This is a genomic window from Saccharothrix longispora (assembly GCF_031455225.1).
Lineage (GTDB): Bacteria > Actinomycetota > Actinomycetes > Mycobacteriales > Pseudonocardiaceae > Actinosynnema > Actinosynnema longispora.
Window position 1 is genome coordinate 2,361,021 of sequence record NZ_JAVDSG010000001.1, and the last position, 20,052, is coordinate 2,381,072.

Below are 20,052 nucleotides of genomic sequence, written 5' to 3' on the forward strand. Positions count from 1 at the left end.
CCGTCACTTCGCCCTGCCGATCGCGTGGTGGCGGGTGCGGGCGTCGTCGACCCGCTGCGGGTGGCCCGCGCGGTCGAACAGCCCGGCGGCACGCAGATAGCCGGTCGCCGCAGCGGCCCGGTCGTCGCAGGCGAGCAGGGCGTGGCCGAGGTGCGGTGCGACCTCCGCCAGGTAGAGGGCGTCGGCGTCCGGGGCGCGCAGCGACACCGCCTCGCCCGACTCCTCGACGGCCTCGCGGGCGCGGTGCTGCTCGACGAGGGCCTCGGCGAGCAGCACCAGCACCCTGGTGGTCTCCGGAAGCCGTGGCCGCGGGGTGGAGCCGATCAGCTCCAGCGCGATGCGGAAGTCCGATTCCGCCTCGGCCAGGTCACCGGTCGTGCGGCGTACCTCGCCCCTGTGCCGCCGACGCCGGCCCGTGGCCATCGGCGAGGTGTCCTCGGCTTCGGCGCGTTCCGGGCAGTTCAGCGCGAGGTCGGGCGCGCCGGTGCTGTGGTGGGCGCGCTCCGGTTGCGACCAGGCCATCGTGTTCGGCCGGGAGTGGTCGAACACGACCGTCAAGGCTGGCGCCTGCTCACCGGCCCGCACAGACTCGTCGTGGCGTCCCGGCCGCAGTAGCGCCCAGCAGATCCGCGAGCGGGCGGCCGAGGCGTAGGGGTGTTCCAGGCGAGGGGCCGCCGCGGCGGCCGGCCGCCGGCTGTCCAGGACGGCGTCGAACAGTCCGGCGGAGTACAGGGGGATCCACAGCCGTTCGCCGATGCCCCACACCAGGTCGTCGTACCCGAGATCGGCAGCCAGCCGCTGACAGGCCATGACGGTGCCGTACTCGACTTCGACCCAAGCACCCGCAGCAACCCGGTCGGGCAGCGATCTGGTGGTACCGGGTGGTTCGCGGAAGGCGGACTCGCCGGCCTCCGACGCCTGGGCCGACCGGGCCGTGTGGTGCTCGACCACGTGGAGGTGCGCGGCGGTGACCTCCAGGTCGGCGGTGCGCTCGATGCGCAGCGCGTCGGGCACCCGGAACCGGGCAGCGTCGGGCGGACCGCCGCGGTGCAGCAGGCCGGTGGCCGCCAATTCGGCCGGCGCCGCGTCGACGCCTGCCGGAGCGTGCTCGGGCAGCACGGCGCGGACTGCGCCGAGACCCAGGTCGGGGCAGGGGGTGGTACGCAGGATCGTCCACAGGGTGCGGGCGGGGGCGCCGAGGACGCGATGAGCCAAAGTCATGGAGCCAATCCGGGTGTCGTGGTGATCGGGCCGGCGGGTGCTGTACGAGACCGCCAGGTCACCGACGGGCACGCGCGGTCGAGCGGACAAGCACGTCTGCGGCAGCGCGATGGTGAAGGGCGACCGTCGGATGCGCCGCCGGCTCGCTACGGGCCTCGACGGCGTCGATGGCGTGGTGTTCGCCGCGGGATTGCCGGCGCGACCGGTGGCGCCCATCAGCGGATTCCCTTGTCGTAGGCGTTGGCCCAGTGGGCGATGACCTTCCCGGACTGGGCGGCGGGCAGGGCACGGGCGTGTAGTTCATGCATCCGGCGCTGGTAGTGCTCGACGGCGTCGGGGTGGTCGTGGAAGACGGTCGCGAGGCCGCTCTCGCTGTAGGCCAGAGGAGACAGGGGCGCGGCGAAGGTGAGCACCGTGGCGTGGTGACGCAGAGCGGGGTGGGCTGGCGCGGTCATGGGGATGACCTGCACGGTGACATCGGGCTGACCGAGCAGCAGGGTGAGGTGGAGCAGTTGGTCGCGCATGACGATCCGGTTCCCGATGACCAGGCGCAAGGCGGTCTCGTGGACGTAGAGCGTGGTGTGCGGACGGTTGTGGCGGCGGAGGAGGCGGTCCTGCCGCGCGACCCGGACGGCAGCCAGATTTCGGTCGCCGGTCAGAGCGTGGGCATAGGACTCGGTCTGGGCGAGAGCGGGAACGGTGAGCGGTTCGTAGGCGACGACGGCGCAGGCGAGGCGTTCGTGGACGGCCAGGGCGGTGAGCGTGTCGGGGCTGCCGCGGTGGGAGCGGGTGAAGGTGCCGGTGTTGGGCTCGTGGGCGATGGCCATGACACGGTCGCGGGTGGTCTTGTCGGCGGCGCAGCGGCCCACCAGGATCGCGATGTCCCAGGTGCTGGTGCTGCGGCTGCCGGTTTCGAGTTTGCTGAGCTTGCCCAGCGACCACCCCAGGCTTGCCACGATCTCGGAGGAGGACAGGCCGGCGGCATGGCGGATACGGCGTAGTTCCTCGCCGAGTTCGCGGCTGTGGGCGGTGCTCAGCCTCGTCTGCGTGGTCTTCTCGTCGGTGTCCATCACGCGTTCCTCAGTTGTGCTCGGGGGTCACAATGCGGCCGTCGGCCGTGATCGAAGTGCGGGGTCCACGCCGGGCGGAGGCGGCTGGCAAGCCGGCCTTCCCGGGGTGTTGATCGTGACCGGCATGGCGTCGTCCGTTCCGGTGAGGAGATCGTCGATCGCGGCGCGTCCGGCGTGGTCGAGGGCCCTGGCCATGTCGGGCTGCGGCGGGGGAGGGAAGTGGGATCCGGTTCGACGGCCGATACGGCTGTGCGGGCAGGCGCACGGTGACCTGGCCGGCCCGCGCCACGGATGCCGGTCATCCGGCCGCTCATGTCGTCGGTCGTCCTGTTCACGGCCGCTGCGCCTGCGGGTCCCCGACAGTCCGATCGCCGTCGGACATGGCCGCAGCGGGGGCGTCGGTAGTGGCCAGGAGCTTCCGCACCCGGTCCGCGTGCGGGGAGTTGACCGACTCGTACAAGGCGAGAGCGTCGGCGAGCCGGTGCGGGTAGACCGGGTCGCCGGTGGCGTGGGCGATCTCGGCGAGAACTTCCAGGGCACGGGTGTGCTCCACGGGGTTGGCCAGTCGTGCCATCCCGCCGACGACCGCAACGGCCAAGGCACGGGCATCGTGGTACTGGCGCAGACCCAGGTGGGCGCGGGCCAGGTCGATACGGGTGCGCAGCGCGTTGTACTCGTCGGGCTGCGGCAGCGCGGCGAACTCGTCGAGAGTGCGTGACAGCTGGACCTGCGCGAGGTGGGGTCGGCCCGTGTCGAGGTAGAGCACACCGAGCTGGTGGTTGATCAGGGCCTGCTCGCGCAACGCCCCGACCGCCTGGTACTGCCGGGCCGCGAGCCGGAACTGGTCACCGGCGTGGTCGATGTCGCCGACTGCCTTGTGGTAGAGCCCCAGGGCATCGCGGCAGTCCGCCTCACCCCACCGGTCCCGCAGCGCCAGCCGCAATCCCAAAGCCGCCTTGAGCGCCTTGGCGGCCTCGTCGAAGGCACGCAGCGAGGTCTGCGCCAACCCGATCCGCGTGAGCATCTCCGCCTGCGCCGCCTCGTCGCCGCAGGCATGGGCGGCGCGCAGCCCGAGCGCGTCCAACTCCAGCCGCAGCGTGTAGTCCTTGCGGTGCAGCCACAGCGGCCACAGCGCGTCGACCAGGTGCCAGGCCCGCCGATGCCCACCCGCCGCGTGCAGAGCACCGGCGTAGGCGGCGACGGCGTCGACGTGACGCTCCAACCAGGCCAACGCGGCCGCACGGTCGACGAAGGCCGCTGCCTCGCCGGGCCGGCTGCCGGATGTGCCCGGGTAGGGAGTGCGACGCCGGTAGGGCGTCACGGCCAGGTCGGCGGCGTGCAGCGCCGGCCACAGCACCAAGTCGACCACCCGCACCAGCGCGGCGAGCCGCACATCCTCGGCATCGGCAGTCTCGGCGAACTGGCGGGCGAGGCGGTGCGGAACCGCGTCGATCTCCCACGTAGGCCCGGCCGTTCCCATCGGGTCCATGACGTCGTCGGTGGCCGCCGGGTTCTCGTCCGGGTGGTGGGTCAGCAGGTGGGCGGCGACGAGGCCGTCGAGCACGCGACGCACCTGCGCGGCCCGACGCGAGCGTGACCGGCTGACCGGGTCCGACTGCTGCTCGCCCGCGACCTCGACGTCCCGCCCCGGTGGCGGCTGCCCGTGGGAGGGGACGAGCAGCGCGAGCAGCATCGGCAGGGTGAAGCGGCTGACCGGTTGGACGCCGATCATGCGGAACAGCGCCCGGCAGAGAGGCTGCAGACCTTCATAGTCCGCCCTCACGGCACGTTCCACGACGTCGTCCTCCCGAACGAGGGTGTCCAGCGGGTCTTGGGCGAGGTCGGCCGCCACGTCGGCCAGCGGCACGGCCGGGTGCAGCGCGGCGTTCGCGGCCAGCACCGCGATGCCCAGCGGACGCCCGCCGCACAGCCCGACGAGCGCGGCGGCGGCCTGGACGTCGGCGTGCACGCGGTCGGGTCCGGCGATGCCCTCGAACAGGGCCATCCCGTCATCCCGACTCAGGGCCGCGACCTGGTGCGGCCACGCGCCCTGTTCGATCAACCCGCTCAGCGGGCGACGGCTGGTGACCACCAGCACGCAGCGCGACCCGCCGGGCACCAGCGGCATCACTTGCTCGACCTCGCCGACATCGTCGAGCAGCACGCCCAACGCCCGGTCCGCGGTCAGGGCCCGGTACAGCGCGATGCGGCGCTCCGGCTCGGCGGGCAGCGCGTGCTGCGCAACACCCAACGCGAGCAGGAAACCGGTGAGCACGGAGTCCGGGTTGCGGGCGTGAGCCGGTCCACCGGCGTCGAACCGGGCGTGCAGCAGCCCATCGGGGAACCGGTCACGCTGCTCCGAGAGCCACCGCACCGCCAGCGCGGTCTTCCCGATCCCGGCCGGGCCGTGCAGACCCACAACCACCGGGCCCACACCCGCCACGGCAGCATCGGCGTCGTCGCTCGTGGGCAGCAGGAAACCCAAGCGCTCGCGCTCGTGCTCCCGGTCGGTGAACACCCGCGTTCCCGACGGCAGCTGCCACGGAACCGCCGTGGCACTCGCGGTCGGGACGTGGAAATCGAGCACGTCGGTGCTGTCCGTCTGGACCGCCGAGCCGTGGACGATTCCGTCCAACCGGTCGCCTTCGGTGGGATCTGACTTCATGCCGCGCCGCCACTGTGCATCGCAATATCCACTCTGTTGTGCATCCGCTTATCGCGAACATTCTTCGGTGCCGGAAACATCGGAATCGACTAGTCGCGGGCATACTTCGCATGGCTGGCGACGTGATCGCTGTCCGCTGTCGACGCGTCCGCGTTCGACGACTCGACCGCCGGCGGAACCACCACTTTCGCGGCATCTCCGAACAGTTCGTCCAGCAGTTCGGGCGTGAAGTGCGGGTTCTGGCGCAGCGCGTCGATCCCGGTCGCGACTGTCGTCTCGTAGGACATGGCCTCTACCTCGTCGGCCTCGGCGCCGCTGTCGACGTCGGCCTCCGGACCGAAGTCTTCGAAGCGGGAGAAGGCCGCCAGGACGAGCGCGGTTCGCTGGAGGTGCAGGCTGAGCAGGTGCGCCGCACGCCCCAGCGACACGGTGTACTCGACCGTGCTGCGCGGGTCGTCCTCGGCCATCAACCGTCCCAGGAAGCCGGCGATCTCCGCATTCACCCTCGATAAACTGGTGGACACCACGCGCCGCTCAACCAAGACGTACCCCCGTGCCCAGGCACGAGCGGTCGACGAGTGGACGCATCGCCGGGGGATGCGCGCCCCGACTGTCGTCGCCGCCCGCCGATGTTCCGGGCCGCCCGCGCCCCGCAGGAAGGAGAAGAGAAAGGCCGTGTGCCCGTACGCCGGTGACGGGACCGGCGAGGTGCAGCAAAGTGCTGTCGCCGTTCACCGGGTCTCCCTGCCCAGGACCGGTTCCATGGTGAGGATCCACATCCCGATCTCGACCTGTTGGGAGGTGAGCGTCATCCGCATGTCACGATCGGTCGACAGGCGATCGAGGGACGGAGCCACGACCGCGTACGTCCCGGACAGAGCCGCGACCTCCAACACCGCGGCGAATTCGACACGGCCGAGGAGTCCGTCGTCGACCACGTTGCGATCGACGACGACATGCGACAGAGGCAACCTGTGGCGCTCGCAGTGTCGGGCGGCAGTACGGCGGGCACTGTCCGACAGATCCCTCCACGGGGCGCCCTCGAAGCCGGACACGCTGGAGATCCGCACATAGCCCACCCTGCGCAGGTCCACACCTCGCACCGGCGCGCTGCTGCGTGATCGCGTCATCCGACGATGACCGTTCCGAGTGCCGAACGGGCCGAATCGGTGCAAGACCAGCCAGCTATGCCGAACACCGTCGATGCCGTCGCAGGACATCGACGTGATCGCGGCACCTGCATCCGCTTTACCTCCGAACCCGCACGACCGACCGGAATTTCATGTCCACTGTGATGATCAGAGAGTGGCGTCCGTGCGGCGTCTGTGGGGTTGCGAGTGCCGACAAGTTGACATGCGGACAACGCACTTTCCGATTCGTGGTGCGCCGTCGCCTCGTCGTGAGTGCCAGTTCTCTGCGTATGACACGGCTGGCCCGCTCGGAGACGATGTGGACCCGGTTCTACGTAGCTCCTTGCTGTCACTGGGGGAGCTGGCAGGCCCATCGACTGGCGAGTGAGCGTCCGACGCTCTTCCTGTAGTACGACGTATGCTGCACGTTCTCGGATGACGGAGAAGCTGAACGTCGCGCAACTTGACGCAGCGAAGGCGGCGCGCGATGTGCCTACCGCTGAAAGCGTTGCGTCCCAATAAAGTTCGTCATCACTGTCGAGCTGAAATCTTGCCGACATGGTGCGGAGAACGCCGTCGTATGGCATCCGCCGGTAGGGACCGCGCATGATCACCGCCTCTGCACATCCGGGGCCGTTGATCAGGACCGTAGGAGCGCAGAGAGTTGATCTTTTGCCACACAGGCAAAGTCACCCGAATGGGTTAAACAGGCAGGCCGGCGCGGTATGCCATGCCGCGAAGCTCGCGACTTACCGCGTCCCGCTTGGCCTTCGTCAACAGTTCCGCCAGTACCGAACGCATGAACGGGTGGCGGTGGATGCGCGCCGGTGAGATGCGCTCCGCCCGACGGAGGGCCATCACGGCGTCATCCTGCCGACGAGGAAGTCGTGCCAGTGCCCGTCCGTACTCACGCCAATACGCGGACTTCCTTGTAGGAGAAGGAAGGGCATTCGGGTCGACTATCGTTGCGATGCGAGCAGCCTCGGCGTAGTCGCCCGCTTCGAGCGCGATGGACATCCGCCACACGCCCACATTGCTGGGGCCGAAACCGAACCACAGTGCATTGCCTTCCCCGGTGTACTTCGCAAGATCTGCCGCATGTTCGATCGCGGCCATGCGCTCCGAGTGGTCCTTGCGGGCGGCAGCCACTAGGGACGATGCGAGCGTGAGCATTCCCGTAGCTTGTGCTGCCTCGACAGAGGCTGTGCCGAGGTTTGGCACAGCGAGTGCTTTCGAAGCGAGATCGAACGCGCCGGCACCCATCAAGCCGAAAGCCGTGCCGAACGCACTTACGGCATGCGTCAATGGGTCATCCGCTCGTTCGGCAGCCTGCTTCGCCAGCATTGCGGCCTGCCAGGCGAGGTCCATATTCGCGCCGATGTCGCCTAGCCATGCTTGTGTTCCCTGTACATGGGTCAAGGTTAGTAGTTGAAGAACCTTTTTATCGTGACGACCGGTTTTCAATGTTGTATGGAGGTCTCGGATCAGCATGGGAAGTTTGCTGCCGACGCTCACATAGTCGCATTGACGTTGTGCTTCGAGTGCAAGTGCAGCGCGTTCGGTGAGTAGATCCACCGGAACTACTTCGCCGTCTGGCTCATCCATAGTCACGGACAATAGCGCCAAGCGTACCGGTCCCAGCGACTGATCTTCTTCAAGGTGGTCCGCTGGGGCGAGCGTAGTAATTTCGCTAGGAGCTACTTCGAGGGCGTCGGCAAGTGCTACAACAAGTGAGCGCCGATCGAGTGCGCGCGCACCGGATTCCAAGCGGGATAGGTAAGAGACACTGATTCCCGCTCGACCGGCGATGACAGCTAGCGACTTCCGTTGAGCATGGCGAATCTGCCGTAGCCTGCGGCCGATCTCGTCATATGCTTCGCTCATACCTCCAATGGTAGCCACTGGGAGGACGATCGAGAGAACGCCTAGCGACGATCATGGTCCTGATCTGGAGAAACCGGCCCTCAAGATCACGTCGAAGCCTCGAAGCCTCGAAGCCTCGAAGCCTCGAGGCAGAGAGCGAGAGGTGGACGAAGGTGGTCAGAGGATCGATGAACAGCGCGGTGCTGTGCCGGTCCTCCGGGCTGTAGCGGCAGCGGGGCCGTGATCGACATACGCGGTATGGGGAAACCGGTATCCGAACCCGCCTTGCCGCCCGTGATCCACGACCTCAGTGACCGCGAGCGCGAGGTGGTCGAGGCGGCGCGGCGTGGCGCATGGCTGACCTGCGCTCCAGGGGTGCCGGTCGAGGAGTTGGCTGGTAGCGACGACCTTTCGCACGTGGTGCGGGCGGAGTTGATCCGGGAACTGCTGCTGGGTCGCCGTGGCGAGCTGGACCCCCGCGGCATCCGCCTGATGCGCGCCCGGATCACAGGTGTCCTCGATCTGGACGGCCTGCGCACCGACACACCGTTGATCCTGGTCGAGTGCGTGCTTGCCGAGCCGTTCACCGCGATCCAGGCAAGGGTCGCGACACTGAGCTTTTCGGGCAGTCACCTCTCGACCGTGCACGCCGATGGGCTCCGTGGCGACGGTAGTCTTATCCTGCGTGGTGCCACGGTGCGCGGCAGCGGTGAGGGCGGCGCCCTACGTCTGCTCGGTGCCCGCATCGGTGGTCAACTCGACTGCACGCAGGCCGAGATCGTCAACGACACCGGCCCCGCTCTGGCCGCCGACGGGCTCCACGTCGACAGCGACCTGTTCCTGCGTGGTGCCACGGTGCGCGGCAGCGGCGGGAACGGCGCGGTGCGCCTGCTCGGTGCCCGCATCAGCGGCCAGTTCGCCTGCGCGGGGGCCGAGGTCGTCAACGACACCGGCCCCGCCCTGCACGCCGACGGGCTCCATGTCGGCAGCACCCTGTATCTGAGTGGTGCCACGATGCGCGGCAGCGGCGAGAGGGGCGCTGTACGTCTGCTCGGTGCGCACATCAGCGGCGCCCTCACCTGCGAGCAGGCGCAGATCGTCAACGACACCGGTGCCGTCCTGCATGCCGACGGGCTCGAGGTCGATGGTGACCTGTTCTTGCGTGGTGCCACGGTGCGCGGCAGCGGCGAGACCGGCGCGGTGCGCCTGCCCGGTGCCCACATCCGCGGCCAGTTCAACTGTGCGGACATGCGGGTGAGCAACCCGTCCGGGCTGCTGCTGGACTTGGGGAAGGCGCGAGTGGACGGCGCGGTGCTCGTGCCTGCGCGGGTTGTGTGCCCGGCCGCGGGCGGGGACGGCGAGTGCGGGCACCCGGGCCGGGTGGACCTGGGCGACTTCGCCTTCACCGCGTTGAGGGACGTGGACTGGCGGCAATGGCTGCACCTCGTCGCACACCACACCACTAGTTACCGCCCCCAGCCATTCCAGCAGCTGGCCGCGATCGAACGGGCCGCCGGCCACGACGGCAACGCCCGCCAGGTGCTCATCGCCCAGCAGAACGACCTGCGCCGCCGCGCACCCGCCGCCCTGGGCGGCCGGTCGGCCAGGGCGGTGCACACCCTGTGGGGACGGCTGGCCGGCTACGGCTACCGCACCCGCACCCTCGCGCTGGCCCTGCTGCTCGCCCTGACCGCCGCTGGCGCCGCCGGGTACGTCGCGGGGCAGATCCCCACCCGACCCGGGCACCACGCCGCCGAACGCGTCACCCCACCCGGCAGCCCCACCACCACGGCCGCGACGCGGTGCTCCACCATCGAACTGATCGGGCTCGGCCTCGACCGAGGTTTGCCTCTCGGAGCCACCGGACTGCGCGCCAAGTGTGACCTCGACACCTCCACCCGGCGCGGTCAAGCCGTCACCCTCGCCATCTGGATCGTTCAAGCCGTGCTGTGGGGGCTCATCACCCTCGCCGTGGCCGGATACACCAACCTCATCCGCAAAACCCCCTGACCACGCCTCGGCAGCCCAACCGCATCAACTCCTCGACCGAAGCTCACCGAAGGCGGCCATCCCGTTCAGTTCGGCGACACCGCTCCACCGTGCCCAGACGGGCCCAGCGCGGAATCGGCACCTCTGCGCTCGGCACGATCGGCTTGCGGCACACCCGTTGAGCAGCAGGTTCGCCCAGCTTGAACAATCTTGATCAGCTCACGTGTGCCAGCGACCTCGCCGTGGGGCAAACGAGCGGCTCTGGCGCCAGGGCGGCGAGCAGATCAACTGCTTCCCTGACGTAGCGCCAGGCGGTGCTGTAGGAGATGCCGAATCCGGCGGCGAGGCGGGTGTGGGTGTCGCCGTTGCGCAGGTGGGCGGGCACGAGCAGCGCTTGGCGGCCGGGGTCGAGTCGCCGCCATCGGAAGCGGCGTCGTGCCCGCTCGGCCGGATGAGGTCGGCGAGCCGGACGAAGGTGTGGTTGGACAGCGGAATCGCGGCAGGGTAGGACAGCACGGCGAGGCTCTCGGGTAGGTATCGGATCTTGGTCGACTGCTGTCTTACCGGGAGCCTCGCCCACCGCGCCCCCATTGCTTAGTCTGCGCCGTGACCTGCGACGTCACGATGAAATGGCTCAGTATTGAGCAGATCGAACGCGCCAGGTTCATCGACTTTCGCAGGTCAATCCTTCGCGCGGGTCGTAGACCAGCCGGAAGGCGGCCTTGCCTTGCCGGATCTCCGTACTACGGTTCTCGTCGAGCAGGAGGACCAAGCGGTCCCGCAACACAGGGGAGGAGTCGAAGGACGCGACGCGGTTGGCCTTCAGGGCTGCGATCACGTCGAAAACGATGTCGTGATGGCTCAGCTGCATCGGCAGTCGTAGCGTGCACGCTACGACCACCCGGGCTTGTGCAGGTTCGAGGGGGAGGTCCGTGGGCAGCGGCTGGCCGCCGTCCTGTTCGATCCAGTCCGGTGTCGAGAAGCCGCCCGTGGTGTTCCGCTGGACAACCAGCACCTCCAGCGGCTCCACGCCGTCGCTGGTGGGAACCGCACCGGAGAGCGTGTCCTCGGGATCACTGTCCGGAAGACGTACCCAGCCGACCAGTGAACGCGCGTTCGATCCGGCCGGGTCGAGCAGCAGCGCCTGCGTCGCCTGCACTCGCTGCCCCGTGTGCCAGCTCGCCGCGGCCGCGGCCTCGTCCATCGCCTCCTGCCACGACGTCGGCCCGAGCCGGCCGGTGCCGTATGCCTGCTGTACCAACGGGGCGATATCCGACGGCAGCGCCACCTGATCCAGCCTGGTCACCAGCGCCGCCGACCGCAGCAGCAAGTGCTCGCCGTAGATGGAACGCGACTCGGGCACCGCCCGCACCGGCGCAGCACTCCAGTCCTCGACGCCGACCACCGCGCAGCGCGGCTGTGCCATCGGGGCCGGCCTGACCCGCTCGTATCGGTGCACGTGCTCCATCCGCTGCACCAGCGGGTACACCGGTGCCAGATCGGTCACCACGAGGTCGAAGTCGACGTTCAGCGCCTGCTCCACCACCTGAGATGCCACCACGATATGCACCCCGGGTCGCTCGCCTTCCCGGCCGAAGCGCCGCACCAGGTTCCGGTCGATGCACACCCGATCGCATGCCAGGAACCCTGAGTGGCTGATCGTGATGTTGTCCGCCCCGAACTCACGACTCAACCACGCAGCGGTTTTCTGCACCCGCGCGACCGTGTTGCGGACCACGACCGCGCAACCCCCTTCGGTCAAATGCTCCCGCAGGTAGCTGGTCAACGTCTCCAGGTCGTCGGGCAACCGGTCCAGCGCAACCGTCACCTGCTTCGAGACCGCAGGCAACACCCGCGTCCGCATCCCGCCCGATGCGACGATCAGCGGGTTCCCCGGTTCGCGCCGCACCGCGATCGGCCGTCCCTCGTAGGCTGTCATCAACTCCGCGCGCCGTTGCGCGGGCAATGTCGTCGCCAGCAGCACCACCGGCACCTTGTAGGCGCCCAGCCAGTGCAGCACACGCTGCAGGTACTGCGTCATGTAGTCGTCGTAGACGTGCACGTCGTCGATCACGACCACCTTGCCCGCCAGCGCCAAGTGCCGCAGCATCACGTGCCTGCTCTTCGATCCGGCGGACAGCACCTGGTCGATCGTGCCGACCACGAAGGCGGCCAACACATCTCTCACAGGGCCGCTGAGCCAGTTGTGCGCTACCGGCGACGTCGCGTCGTCGAACAGTTCCCTGCCGCAGGTCAGTGTTGTCCCTGCCGGTCCTTCCCGGCCCGGTAGCAGGTCTGTCCAGCGTCGCATCCGCTCGAACATCGCATCCGTGGCCGCCTGAGTCGGCAACGCCACGAACACTCCGTCCGCACCGGACTTCGCCGCCAATTCCTCCGCTGCCAGCAGTGCCGCCTCGGTCTTGCCCGCCCCCGTCGGCGCATCGACGATCATCAGCCCTGGCCGCGTGGCCGCTGACGCCACCTCTGCCGCCGCGGCCTGAAGCACTAGCGCCCCTGGCGCTCGGTCGACGAACCGGTTCCGCAACGCCGCGCCTGTATCCGACCCCAGTGCACGAGCCCGCCACCGCTCCGGCAAGCCGAGCTTGTTCCAACCAGACTCCACCCGCGGCGCCGGATCGAACTCCAGCGGGTCCTCATCGCCCTCCAACAAGGGGAAGAGTTCGGGATCCGACACGACCCAGTCCGCCAGGACGACGATCGACGTCAGCAACACCAGAACCGGCCGGCTCAACCGCACATTCCGGTAACGGTCCAGGTCGACCCCTTCCGAGGCCCGGTCGAGGAAGAAGTTCCGGGCCTGCGACCACACACCCCGACCGACCAGGTCCGGGTGGTCCTCGGCCTCCCGCAGTTCGGACCTCTCCGGCGGCATCCCGTGGTGGCTGCCGACCACACTGGCCAGTTGTTCGGCGACAAGCGCGCCTTCCGGGCCCCAACGACCCGACAGGTAGTCCTGCACCGCGAGGTGTCCCACCAACGCGTGGTGCACGCGACTGCGCCGAGGATGGGTCGACACCTCCGACGGGGCGACCAGGCCGGCTTCACGTACCCGATCCGCCGGTATCTGCGCTTGGACGGCGAACGCGGGACTCGCCTTGCCCACGTCGTGGACTCGCGCCAGCCAACCCGTCAACACCGGAACGCCCGCGATACCGTCGGGCAACTCCTCGGCGATCCGCGCCACGACCTGGGGGGACAGCCATCTGTCGACCAGCAGAACGGCGACCGCTGCGGCATCGTCGAGATGCTGCTGCAACGGCAGCCAGTGCGTGACACGGCCGTATCGGGCACAGGCGACCTTCGCCCATATCACCCGCCAATCCCGGGCGGGCGCTCGCACGAACTGTCGGTCCGACCGTGACTCCACCTCTCCGTATCGCGGTGCTTCTGTCACCGAGCGCAGGTTGGCCCGCGTAGCTGCGGTGAGCGGATGGTCGTCTCCCATGGTGCGCAGGCGGATCTCCAGCAGCGTCTCCAACTCGGTCTCGGCGACCGCGGTGTGTCCGCGCGCGGCAAGGGTCAGTGCCAGGTATTCGCGGGTGATGAGCGTGGCGTGGTGCTGGGCGCCCAGGACTCGGCTCTTCTGCCGAAGCACGTCCTCGAACTCACCTTGGGCGGTCGCGAGTCTTCCTTGTTCGAAGTGGAATTTGGCCAGACGGTGACGGGTCGCGAGGGTGTGCAGGTGGGTCGGCCCCAGCACGCGACTCTGCTTTTCCAGGATGTTGTCGTAGAGCGTCTCCAGGCCGTCCAGCTTGCCTTGGTCATGGCGCAACATGACCAGGTGGCTGTAGGCCACGAGCGTCTTGGGGTGGTCCTCGCCCAAGGCGACGCGTTCCGCGCACAGCAACCGGTCGTACTCGGCCTCGGCAGCGGGCAGGTCGCCTCGGACGTGCAGCAAGGACGCCAGTTCGCTGCGCGAGTCCAACGTGTTGAGGTGGTATTCGCCCAGAAGCTTCTGTCGTGCGGCCAGTACCGCACGGAACTCCGCCTCCGCCTCGGTGATCCGACTTTGCAGGTGCAGCAGGTGGGCCAGGCGATTGCGGGTGTCGAGGGTGTGACGGTGCTCGGGCCCCAGCGTGCCGACCTGTTCGGTCAGCACGGCACGGAACTCCGCTTCGGCTTCCGCGAGACGGTCCCGCGCGCGCAGCGCCACGGCCAGTCTGCTGCGGGTGTCGAGGGTGTCGGGATGCGCCGAACCCAAGGTTCTGACCTGCGCGGCGAGCACCATGTGGAACTCGGCTTCAGCCGCATCGAACTTGCCCTGCGTGGTGAGGACCGAGGCCAGGTCGCCCCGGGTTTTGAGGGTGTCCGGGTCCTCTCCGCCGAGCAGTTCGTGTTGCGGCGCCAGGGCAGCGGCCAGTTGCTGCTCGGCTTGCTCGTACAGCCCGCACTGGTACAGGAAACGTCCGCAGCGGTGCAGGGTGGCTGTGGCAGTCCGCACCAGGTCGGTGTGTTCGGCGCCTCCGAGCCACGCCTCCGGCCACAGTTGCAGTGGGCTGGCGCAGTGCGGTACCAGAGCCTGCCAGCGGGGCCATGTCCCGGAGTCCTCGTGGTCCAGGTCGTGAGTCGCCGAGTCCAGCAGCGCCGCGCAGAGCACGGCGTACCGGACCGGGTCGTCCTTGACGTCGTGGTGGTGACGGTTGCTTTCCCGCACCACCGGGTGCAGCACCAATCCCGGTCCATGTGGGAGCTGCTGCTCTACGGTGGTGACGCGCTCGGTCAAACCGAGTTCCGCCAAGCCGTCAAGCAGCACGAGGAGCTTGTCCGGCGTGATCCCGGCGAACAGCGGCGAGCCGGCCATGATGCGGGCATCGAGCAGTTCATAGGGGATGGGGGCGTTCGCGAAACACGAAAGCAACCGCAGAAGCGCGCGTGCCTGCACCTGCCCGCCCTTGCGGAGCACGTCCAGTGACAATTCCCAGGTCTCGGTAATCAATTCTCGGGGCTCTCTGCGTGCACGGTGACGGGGTGACGTGGCTTCGATCGTGGTCATGAAGCGCTCGTCGAGGGCGGTCAGGTAGTCGGAGAAGGTACGTATCGCCGGAAGACCGGGCAGCTCGGGGGCGGTGGCCATGCTCGCCGAGTGCAGGCCGGCCAGCCGGAGCGCAAGGGGCAGGCCGCCCAGGCGGGCAGCCACGGCGCGAGCGGCTGCGAACTGGTCGTCGTCGCGGTGGGTGAGATCGAGCAGAATGCGGGCACCGTCGTCGGCGCGCAGGGCGGGCACGTGCAGCAGGACTGCCTGCGGCCCCCAGGAGTTGCGCCCTCCGTCACGGCTGGTGACCAGCACCGAGCCGAGGCACCCTTCGGTACTGCGCAACCAGCTTGGACCCAGAGGACGCGCGGCACGCGGCGCGATGACCAACTCGGCATCGTCGGCGTTGTCGACGACCAGCAACCACCGGTGGGGGAAGGCCCTCAGGTTGCTCCACAGCAGATCCGACGCCGACCTCTGCCCCGCCTGCGCTGCTTGGATCCGGTCCGGTGGCACACCCATGCGGAAACAGACCTCGCGCATACCGGCGGCCACGGAATGCTCATCATGAGCGGATACCCACCAGACAGCGGTTCCCTGCCCGCGTTGCTCCCGGGCGAAGTGCAGCGCCAGCGTCGTCTTGCCGTAACCGCCTGCACCGCAGAGGACGACGAACCGATCGGCGGTGTCCGCAGCCCACTGGACCAAGTCGGCCATCACGTCGGATCGACCGCGGACCCGGTGGTCGATCCGGTCCCACGGTGGCTCCACCGACACCATCCCGGGACGCTCCGGCCACGACGCAGGCCCGCTCTGGTGGATCGTCACCACGTCACGCCCCGCTTGGACGACACCGCTGCCGTCGGTGGCGTGCGCCCACTGTCGGTGCTCGCCGGTCATGTCGCGCCCGCCAGGAAGTCGGCGACAGCGGCGCTGATCGGCACGTCGACGACGTCTTCCAGCCAGCCGTACTGGCCTGCCGGATTCGCCTCCAGAAAGTGCCACCGCCCATCGGTGGTGACGACGAAGTCGAACGCCGCGAAGGCGAGTCCGAATGCCTCCAGAAACCGCCGTATCGACGCTGCGACCTCCTTCGGCAAGTCGACCACGCTGTAGGACAGAGCCTCGTAGTCACTACGCCAGTCGATGCGCGACGCGGCACTGTGCGCGTGGATAGCGACAGTGAAAAGCGCCGATCCGACAGCGACGACACGGACCTCGTAAGACTTCTCCAGCCACTCCTGGAACAGGTGCGCAGTGGTCCTCACGCCTTCGAGGTCGACCAGATCGGATGTTTCCAGGAAGCGCGTGTAGGCGATCCGGACGACGGCCCCGTCGTCGATCCGGTTGACGCCGAGCACCTTGCTCACCACGTGCGGGACGCTGGCTGTGAAACGCAGAACGGCCTCGGGATCGTTCGTCACCATCGTCGCGGGGACGAGGAACCCGCACTGTGCCGCGATCGCCAACTGCAAGGGTTTGTATCCTGCATCCGCCTGCCTGGCGGGGTGGTTGCACCACAACACCGGCAGCGACGTCAGCACGCCCCCCAGTCCCAACCTCGCCTCCAGCCTCACGTGCCGAAGTTCCACCGGCGACAGGCCCGCCTCGAACGTGAACCCCGTGGGTCCGCGGAAGAGGACCGATCGGAGGTCCTCCAGGCGGACAGCACGATGTGGTGTTCCCAACGAACCGCGCCACCGCGAGCCGTCCAGCACGGCATCGAGCGCCAGTCCCGCAGGGAACCAGCCGACGTCACACCGGAACACCGGAGTCGAGCGCTTGTCGAGTTCGTGCACGATGCGGTTCGTCGTCGGGTCGGCATCACCGCTGATGATGAGCACCGTCACGGCAGGTCTTCATCGGGCTGGTGGAAGTCCATTTCCTCATCCCCTGTGGGATGATCGGTACCACCACTCGACGTCCCCGCCAGGAACACCTTCCGGTCTACATCGTCGAACACCGCCATCTGGAGTTCGTGCGAGTACCTGCATGCGCGCTGATTCGTGGTCGGGGACTCGCGCAGGAAACGAAGGCCAAAGGACCTGAAGAGGGACTCGCCGCCCGACTGATGTCGAAGCCGATTCATGGAGCGTCTCGTGGGAAATCGATCGTCCACTGTCGCGAAGACGCTGTCGATTCCTGGCGTTTCTCCTTGTTGAGTGCTCATCGTCGCCCCCCGACGAGTCGACTGCATGGATCTTTCAGTAAATCAGAACCTGCGGCTTTCGATCAATGCCGATCAGCCTAACGGGTGCCGCCGTCCTGTCCAGCAGCGCCAGTGTCGCTGGTCGACTGCGCATCACCGGGGGTGCGTATCCGCACTTTTGCGGGGCTGTGTGGTCCGCGCACCAAATTCGCACAGTAATGCCATGGAGGAGACACTCGGCCCTTTCGGCCTCATCCGGCGTATGCGGGCATGGGAGCGGTTGATCGCCTGCCGGTCAGGCGAAGATTGCGTCACTTGTCGCGGTGAGGGGCGCGGACCGGATCGCTGACGTCTTGTAGGTCTTGTCCGCCCCGACGCGAATGTCAGTGTCGGTGATGCTGTAGTAGGACTTCGTTAGGTGCTGTTGAGCTGCGCTTTTGTTGGTGGTGTTCGGGTCTGGACGGGTTGTCGGCAGGTGTGGCAGTGGCCGGTCCAGACCGCGAGTAAGTGTTGGAGGTGGCGCAGGACGGCGTAGAGCGTCAGCCCTGCGCAGGGGCTTTGGGGTGCGGCGGAGCTTGGTGCAGATCGCCTGGGCGACGGAGGCGAGAGTGACGTGGCGGTGCCATCCGAGCCAGGAGCGGCCCTCGAAGTGGTCCAGGCCCAGGCCGTCTTTGAGTTCGCGGTAGTCGTGCTCGATGCGCCACCGGATCTTGGCGATCCTGACCAGGTCGCGCAGCCGGATGTCGGGCGGGAGGGTGGACAACCAGTAGTCGGTGGGCTCGGCGGCGCCGGTGGGCCATTCCGCGAGCAGCCAGCACTCCGGAAGGCTGCCATCCGGGTTGCGCGGGATGTGGCGGTTGGCCGGACGGACCCGCAACGCCAGGAACCGCGACCGCATCCGTCCGGTGGGGTTGGCCGGGCTCTTGTGGGAGCCGTGACGCCAGACCACGAACTTCCCCGCCGACCGGCCCGTGGCCATGACCAGGGTCTTCAGGTCGACGGGCGGGTCGGGGTAGCGGGGTTCGGGTCGGCGGCCGACGCCTCCGTAGGCGGGTGTGACCGGCACCGCCGCGGCGGGGTGGGCGGTGGCGATCGGGTTGACCGCCACCGCGTAGGTCAGTCCGCGGTCGGTGAGTCCCTGGCGGAAGCCGGAGGCGTCGCCGTAGCCTGCGTCGGCGACCACGGGCCGCGCGGGCAGACCCCACCCGGCGAGTTCGTCGATCATGTCCAGGGCCAGACGCCACTTCTCCCGATGCCGCTGGTCCTCGGGGATCGCACACCGCTCCCGCCTGCGCCGGGTTTCGGCCGCCGTATCCGGGTCGGTGGCCTTGCGGTCGTCCCAGGACTCGGGCAGGAACAACCGCCAGTCCAGCGCCGCCGACGCCCAGTCCGTCACCGCGTGCACGCTCACCCCGACCTGACAGTTCGCGCGCTTGCCCAACGCCCCGCAGTACATCCGCGCCACCCCCGGCGAGGACACCCCGTCCTTGGGAAACGCGGTGTCGTCCACCGCGCACGCGTCCGGATCGACGAAGTCCCGAGCCCACACCGTCAACCGCCGCCGCACTTCGACGTGATCCCACGTCGAAGTGGTGACGAACTGCTGCAACCGCTGGTGATCCACCCCGAGACGCTCGCCCATCGGCTGCATCGACTTGCGCTTGCCGTCCAACAACAACCCACGCAGGTACAGCTCGCCCTTGCCCCGCTGGTCACGACGGGCGAACCCACCGAACATGTCCGCGGCGAAGTCCTCGATCACCGGGCGCACCAGCGCCATCTCCTCCGGCCTCACCGCCACAGAAGATCACACCACCGACACACCCCAACACTCGACCTAACGAAGTCCTAGTAGGCGCGGGCCGCGGTGAGGTCGTGGGTCGAGCCGAGCAGTGCGGGAGAGGTCCACGGCAGTCGCCCTGCGGTGTCGGCGAGGACGTGGACGTCCATGCCATGGCGCTTGCGTTGTCCGAACAGTGCGGACGGTCAGTGGCGATCCGATCGATCCGGAGCAGGGCGCTGTCGAGGACGACGTGAGCGTTGCGCATGAAGATCAGCGCCGCGTCGGTCAGATCCGGTGCGAGGGCGGCCAGGAGTTCGACCGCTTCGTGAATGTAGCGGCAGGCGGTAGCACCAGGCCGATGCCGAACCCGGCGGCGATCCGGAGCAGGTGCCCCCCGCAGCGCAGATGGGCCAGGACCGGCAGTGCTCGGCGCCCAGGGTCGAGTTCCCACCCCTTACTGCCGATCCGACGGCGGTGCGAGGTCAGTTCCCGGACGAGGAACTGGAGGTGCGAACTGGACAGGCCGATCGCGGACGAGGGACAAGCACGCGAAGCTCCCGGCGATGATTCGATCCTGGCCGGGAAGTCATCCACCCGGAGCTTCACCACGTCCCCAACCGCCCCACCGGGTCGGAAAGCGATTCAACGTCGACGTCGGGGCACCGTCGCCGAACACGCGTCTGGATTCAGAGCGCCGAGTGGAATGTGGCGCGCACCGTGAACAGCAGCCACACCACCAGCGCCAGACCAGCCACGGCCACCAGCGTGATCAGAACCGAGCGCAGCACACCGGACCGCTGCCTTCCCAACGGCACCGGTGCGTCGGGAACACGGCGCGGCGACGGACGCCGCGGACCGGTGCGAGAACGCTGCACAGCGGGGTGCCGGGCGTGCTGTGGAGCAACCCGTGGCGGCTCACCCCGTGGTGGGGCGCTCCGGGAGGGGACGTCCGAGACGCAGTAGACGTGCCCTTGCCGGTCGGCGGTGTCGTGGTGGACCTGGTGGCGGGTCGGACGGTCGGTGTGGGTTTGGCAGGCGCCGCGCGAGGTTGTGGATCGTGGGTAATCAGGTCGGGGATGCCGTGGGCGAGCAGATCGGCCCGTGCCGGCAGGAATCGGCCAAGTCCAGGGCGGTGAAGGCGGCCGCGACGTCGTCGGCGGCCCAGATCTTGCGGCACTTGGCCAGCTGG

10 protein-coding genes and 2 pseudogenes are annotated in these 20,052 nt (G+C 68.5%); 1 reads left to right on the forward strand and 11 read right to left on the reverse strand.

The features are described 5' to 3' along the window. Positions 1 to 3: 3 nt before the first annotated feature. The 6 genes from J2S66_RS09440 to J2S66_RS09465 all read right to left on the reverse strand — a co-directional run bounded on the left by J2S66_RS09440 (position 4) and on the right by J2S66_RS09465 (position 7,970). On the reverse strand, positions 4 to 1,221 hold the full coding sequence (locus tag J2S66_RS09440; protein ID WP_310306300.1) for a tetratricopeptide repeat protein: 1,218 nt from the start codon (positions 1,219 to 1,221) through the stop codon (positions 4 to 6). A 215-nt stretch (positions 1,222 to 1,436) separates the two neighbouring features. Next, complete coding sequence (locus tag J2S66_RS09445; protein WP_310306302.1) at positions 1,437 to 2,291, reverse strand: helix-turn-helix domain-containing protein; 855 nt, start codon at positions 2,289 to 2,291, stop codon at positions 1,437 to 1,439. A 331-nt stretch (positions 2,292 to 2,622) separates the two neighbouring features. Further along, the gene (locus J2S66_RS09450) at positions 2,623 to 4,956 is read right to left on the reverse strand and encodes an NB-ARC domain-containing protein (protein ID WP_310306304.1); all 2,334 of its coding nucleotides are present in this window, start codon (positions 4,954 to 4,956) and stop codon (positions 2,623 to 2,625) included. Positions 4,957 to 5,045: 89 nt separating this feature from the next. Next, positions 5,046 to 5,459 (reverse strand): hypothetical protein, encoded by a 414-nt coding sequence (locus J2S66_RS09455; RefSeq protein WP_310306306.1) that lies wholly within the window; start codon positions 5,457 to 5,459, stop codon positions 5,046 to 5,048. 228 nt (positions 5,460 to 5,687) lie between these two features. Continuing rightward, positions 5,688 to 6,050 carry a hypothetical protein gene (locus tag J2S66_RS09460; RefSeq protein ID WP_310306308.1) on the reverse strand — a complete coding sequence of 121 codons (363 nt, stop codon included), beginning with the start codon at positions 6,048 to 6,050 and terminating at the stop codon, positions 5,688 to 5,690. Positions 6,051 to 6,788: 738 nt separating this feature from the next. Continuing rightward, positions 6,789 to 7,970 carry a helix-turn-helix domain-containing protein gene (locus J2S66_RS09465; protein WP_310306310.1) on the reverse strand — a complete coding sequence of 394 codons (1,182 nt, stop codon included), beginning with the start codon at positions 7,968 to 7,970 and terminating at the stop codon, positions 6,789 to 6,791. Positions 7,971 to 8,243: 273 nt separating this feature from the next. Here J2S66_RS09465 and J2S66_RS09470 point away from each other — a divergent pair, with 273 nt between their 5' ends. Then, entirely contained in the window at positions 8,244 to 9,959 is a 1,716-nt protein-coding gene (locus J2S66_RS09470) for a hypothetical protein (RefSeq protein ID WP_310306312.1), read from the forward strand. Between the two features lie 238 nt (positions 9,960 to 10,197). Here the strand turns inward: J2S66_RS09470 and J2S66_RS09475 are convergent. From J2S66_RS09475 to J2S66_RS09495, 5 genes and pseudogenes are all read right to left on the reverse strand, one after another. Then, positions 10,198 to 10,454 (reverse strand): annotated as a pseudogene (locus tag J2S66_RS09475) (helix-turn-helix domain-containing protein); the annotation flags it as partial. A 148-nt stretch (positions 10,455 to 10,602) separates the two neighbouring features. After that, positions 10,603 to 15,831 carry a CRISPR-associated helicase Cas3' gene (gene cas3, locus J2S66_RS09480; RefSeq protein ID WP_310306314.1) on the reverse strand — a complete coding sequence of 1,743 codons (5,229 nt, stop codon included), beginning with the start codon at positions 15,829 to 15,831 and terminating at the stop codon, positions 10,603 to 10,605. Then, positions 15,828 to 16,781 carry an ATP-grasp ribosomal peptide maturase gene (gene tgmB / locus J2S66_RS09485; RefSeq protein WP_310306316.1) on the reverse strand — a complete coding sequence of 318 codons (954 nt, stop codon included), beginning with the start codon at positions 16,779 to 16,781 and terminating at the stop codon, positions 15,828 to 15,830. Before tgmB ends, cas3 begins: the two co-directional genes overlap by 4 nt. Beyond that, on the reverse strand, positions 16,778 to 16,900 hold the full coding sequence (locus J2S66_RS09490) for a hypothetical protein (protein WP_310306320.1): 123 nt from the start codon (positions 16,898 to 16,900) through the stop codon (positions 16,778 to 16,780). Before J2S66_RS09490 ends, tgmB begins: the two co-directional genes overlap by 4 nt. 694 nt (positions 16,901 to 17,594) lie before the next feature. Then, positions 17,595 to 18,875, reverse strand: a pseudogene (locus J2S66_RS09495) (IS701 family transposase); the annotation flags it as partial. Positions 18,876 to 20,052 lie beyond the last annotated feature (1,177 nt).